Here is a 4,719-nt window from a genome sequence, read left to right as displayed (position 1 = left end):
GATTGGAAGGTTGCGATCATACCGGTAACAGTACCCAATAGACCCATCATAGGAGCAATAGCTGCGATAACTTTGATGATAGAAATACGCGCTTCTAAAGCAGGTGTTTCTTTTAATATCGCTTCATCAAGTTTCAGCTCAAGTGTTTCAACATCAACATCTTTGTTTGATTGATACACTTTTAAGATGCGACCTAAAGCGTTATTACCAGGCTTCTCGATGTTCTTACGTTGGCTGTTAACTTTTCCGCCAATGATAGTAAGAGTCACTAGACGCTCAATAGCAATTAATGCACCCAATGCTAATAAAGCAAGAATGATATAACCAATAGTTCCACCGGCTTCTAAACGATCTTCTAAGCTAGCTTTGTTAGTGAAAATATTCAATAACACGCCACGAGCAGGATCGATATAGAAAGGAGCTACACCTGAAGTGGTGTCTTCCCATGTACCAACTGCGCTAACTTGGTAACCTTCTGGCTGTTGTGATAGCTGTTGAATTAAACCAAGTTCTGGCTTGTAAACAACATATTTACCATCAGCAGTTAAGTTGAAAGGACCTACACGGTGAATAGAAGTGGTCTCAACATTGCCATCGATCGCGGTAACGTCACCTTGGAATTTAACAACTTTACCAGATTGAACCATTTCAAAAAGCTGAGCTTCCCAAAACTGCTCTAACTCTTCAATTTTAGGTAGTGACTTACGCGCACCAAGTTCAGCAATAAAAGCATCGCGACCTGGATACTGAGCACTAATGTTAGATGCTGCTAGCTTACCAGCGAAATCACCGGCTTCACCTTTAACAACACCAAACATCTCACCTAAGTCACCTTGTGCGGTTTTTAAGTCTTCTTCTAACTGAGCAATTTTACGCTCGTTATCTAAAAATGCTTGGTTTAAATCTTTACCACGTTGCTTTTCAGCAGCAAGGGCATTTTTCTCGCGCTTAAGTAATTCAGCTTTATCACCACGTTCAGCTTGAAACTCTTGTTCACGCTTAGCGTTTGTTTTGCCTTCATTAGCGCGATCAACTTTAACTTGTTGTAATAGTTGATCAATGGTTTTTGGTGCATCTGCAGCAGAAACCATACCAGCCGTTAAAGAGAAAGTTGCAGCCACTAGCACTGATGTAATTAACTTCTTCATTATTGTGCAGTCTCCGCAGCAGGAATTGGTAATGCGAATAGGTCTAATGCGCCTTGCTTACGAGCAATACGGATACCTTTAGTAATGTCGCGTAGATAGCTGTCGTCTAACTTGTTCCAAGACTTAGCATCAGCATCGTACATCCATGCTATTTTTTGATCTAAGCTTTGTGCGTAAAGTGCAACGCGGCCTAAATTAAAGAAATCAACTAGCACTTCTTTGCCGTCAAGGCTTAGCTTACCGGTATGTACAGCAACGAAATTACCATACTCACGCTCAATGCTATAAGCATCAAGGATTAGACGATATTTCTCTGCCAATGTAACTTCTGCAGTATTAAGAATATCTTTTAGATTTTTAACACGGTTCTGACGAACTTCCGTATTAAAAGGTAAATCTAAATTAACAAACTGTTCTAGAGCATCGACCATTTTAAACATTAATGGCACAACACCTTGACGAAGTTTATCAACGCCATTGATATCAGTTTGAATTAAATCAAGTGAATTTTGTTGATCAGCTACCAAGCCTGCAACGTAATCATTGTATGCTTTCAATGATTCACGCTCATCAGCTACGCTGCCATACTCAAAAAGCATGTCTTGTGCTTGGTCAAAATATTTGTCGACTTTCTGTTGTGACGCAGCAGAAGCAGCATTAAGGCTACTATCCGCTTTTTGAACGTCAGCTAGAGGATCTGCAACAACGAAGTTGCTACTAGCTAAAGCCAGAGCGCCAACAAGTGCAGTAGCGATTTTTGTTCTATTGCTTACCTTGGACATAGTTCCCAACCAATTTGAAGTGAATTAAAAAGTTCAACTTTGTGAAATAGCGATGATCTAAAATTGTGATCAATGTTACTTCAACTAAGTACGTCTTTTTCTTGTGATTGTTAGTTTTTCTTCCTTTTTCTGCACCTATTAAGGCGCAGACCCATTAGCATCATTCCACAAAATGTTGACCTATGTCAACATTTGAAAAGTTTAAAAACTAGTAGAAAGAGCCGTTATAGGAGCGAATGTTGATGAAAGGTTAATAATTAAACATGTGCAAGATGATTATGTAGTAATTAAGTGTTAAGGGATAATTTTTATTTGTTTTTATTCAATAGCTTACAAAGTAATGGCCAAGTTACTTTATTGTAACCTCACCTTTTTTCTAATTATGAAAATAATTTTGAAGCATGCAAATACCAAGCTAATACTTCATCTTGATCATTCTTAAGTATTTTAAGTTCATTTAACGTCATATTATTGAGCTGTAGTTTTTCCAAAAAAATAGCTAACTTTGATTCATCAAAAGATGCATCAACCAATTCAGTTAAACGTAATTTTAACGTATCCATTTGTATTGTAATAAATTCAATAAACTCTAACTTTTTTGTAACAGGCCAGAATAATCCATTTTTAAAAAATTGAGCCACAAAGCGCATCAACTCGCAATCTTGAGCTGCCGCGTCATCAAACATTACTAGCGATTTAATCAATTGATTGATTTCTGTTCTAACGCTCTCACATTGTGGATCTTTTTTAATACGATCAACATCTTTCGAATTATTGACATTGCCCATTGCATTAGCCATTTTGACTAAACACTCTATAAGCAAATTGACTTCTTTTTTCTGTATTAAATTCAAAATTCTTCGGTTTCGATTGAGGATCATCGAACGTTTATGGTGAAACACAATAACAAACTGACCATCACTTTTTATGACTCTATTTGCTTCTTGAAGAGATTTTTCGACATTTGAATACTCAAAACCAAATTGGGATATATAAAGGTCTACGGAGTTTGCCTCAAATGGGAGCTGTTCACAGCGAGTATTAGACATCAAGGCGATATCAATATTATGATTATTTTGGTTTTCAGAGCTAGCTAAACTAACTTCTGCTAAATCGACACCAACAACCTTACCGGTTAATTCACTGGTTAATAATTCATCGCGAAGTAACAGAGGTAATGAGCCATTACCAGTACCAACATCGACAACTAAAAATTTTTCAGTTAAACCATTAAAAATCGGTTTCCACACACTTTTCAATATGCCGTCATAATTACCAGATAAAGCCTCACCGAATGACGTGGTGTGTCCTTGCTGCCAATATTCACTCCAGTGATTATTCATTGATTCTCCTTAATTAATGACAATGTATTGCTTAATTATCTCAACTCAGGATGAGATAAATTGATAAAAATGAGTTTAACTCAAGCCAACGATACCTAACCTTCACATAAATATACTCACAAGGAATAATATTGATATCTGAATTATTTTCCATTATGAGTTAAACAGCTAAGCCAAAAATACCATGGGTAAATATAAACTAAATAAAAAGGCTCCCGAAGGAGCCTCTCTTGTCTTATGTCTAATTAAATATTAGAACTTAAGAGTATAACTTGCACGGTATTCACGACCGTAGTTGTTATATAGATCAGGGTTTTCGTATATTCCAACAGAACTCAGTACTGGATCTTCATCTGTTAGGTTGTTAACACCTAATAACAATGAACCATAGTTACCTGCATCATACACGTAGCTGATATTGTGGATTAACCAAGAATCTAAATGGCCAGTATCATCATCTTCATAAGTAGATGCTGTGTAGCTCATGTTCCATGAGAATCTGTGATCGCCCATGCTGTAGTTAGTGGTAAAGTTAGACTTGTAGTCAGGTGAACCATTCCAACCAGCGATGTCAACGGCTTCAGAACCACCTTCAACTTCTTGGATATAATCTAGCACGAAACTGTTGTTCCAGTTGAAGCCGATATCACCAATTGCCGTTTCAAACTTAGCGTTAAGCGCGACGTCAATACCAGTAATTTCTAATTTGTCACCGTTACCATAACCAGTACCAACTTCTAAAGCACGTCCTAATGAACCATCAACGCCATTTGGAGCACGTTTAACATAGAAAGTGTCATTTTCTGCTAGAGTACCAGCACCAATACCACGCATAACGTTGGTAATTGTACGACGACTGATTACGTCATCAATTTTTAAGTTAAAGTAATCGACCTTAACACCGATATCATCAACGATATCCCATGCAACACCTAGGTTAGTATACTTAGATGTTTCAGGACCTAGGCTATCGTTAGCACGAATATAAGTATCATACTGTTTTGAACTACAATCTGCATCAGAGATACCTGCAGATTCACAGAACGGATAATCGGTACCTGTATCAGCACTGAATGTTGTTGCTGCATACAACTGATCTAATGAAGGCGCACGGAACGCTTCAGAGTAAGATGCACGTACTACAACGTTATCAAGAGCTTGCCAGCGAACAGAAGCTTTTGGTGCTACGTTATCACCAAAATCACTGTAATCATCGTAACGAGCTGCAAGGTTTAATTCAATGTCATCTGTTAACGGTAATACCGCTTCATAGAACATTGCCCATACTTGACGATCGCCACCAGCAGAGTTACCAGCACTACCACCAACTAAGCCAGCTTCTGACTGAGCGTCATACACTTCGCTATATTGTTGGTCGAAATATTCCATACCAGGTGGTGCTGTTGCACATTACGTTGGTATGGAATATTTCGACCAACAATATAG

The 4,719-nt window shown here is 37.8% G+C and carries 4 protein-coding genes; all 4 read right to left on the bottom strand.

The genetic code is table 11. The features are described from left to right. The coding region (locus H5185_RS21320) for a MotA/TolQ/ExbB proton channel family protein (RefSeq protein WP_182743129.1) at positions 1-1,148 on the bottom strand (1,148 nt) is incomplete at its 3' end. Beyond that, complete coding sequence (locus H5185_RS21315; RefSeq protein WP_124016389.1) at positions 1,148-1,930, bottom strand: DUF3450 domain-containing protein; 783 nt, start codon at positions 1,928-1,930, stop codon at positions 1,148-1,150. The genes H5185_RS21315 and H5185_RS21320, both read right to left, overlap by 1 nt. A gap of 380 nt (positions 1,931-2,310) precedes the next feature. Further along, the gene (locus tag H5185_RS21310) at positions 2,311-3,273 is read right to left on the bottom strand and encodes a class I SAM-dependent methyltransferase (RefSeq protein ID WP_182697037.1); all 963 of its coding nucleotides are present in this window, start codon (positions 3,271-3,273) and stop codon (positions 2,311-2,313) included. Positions 3,274-3,525: 252 nt separating this feature from the next. Next, a complete protein-coding gene (locus H5185_RS21305) occupies positions 3,526-4,662 on the bottom strand; it encodes a TonB-dependent receptor domain-containing protein (protein ID WP_259396282.1) in 1,137 nt (378 codons plus the stop codon). Positions 4,663-4,719: the final 57 nt, after the last annotated feature.

Origin of the sequence: Shewanella sp. SG44-6 (genome assembly GCF_014164185.1) — a bacterium.
Lineage (GTDB): Bacteria > Pseudomonadota > Gammaproteobacteria > Enterobacterales > Shewanellaceae > Shewanella > Shewanella vesiculosa.
This window is presented reverse-complemented; position numbering and strand designations above follow the sequence as displayed.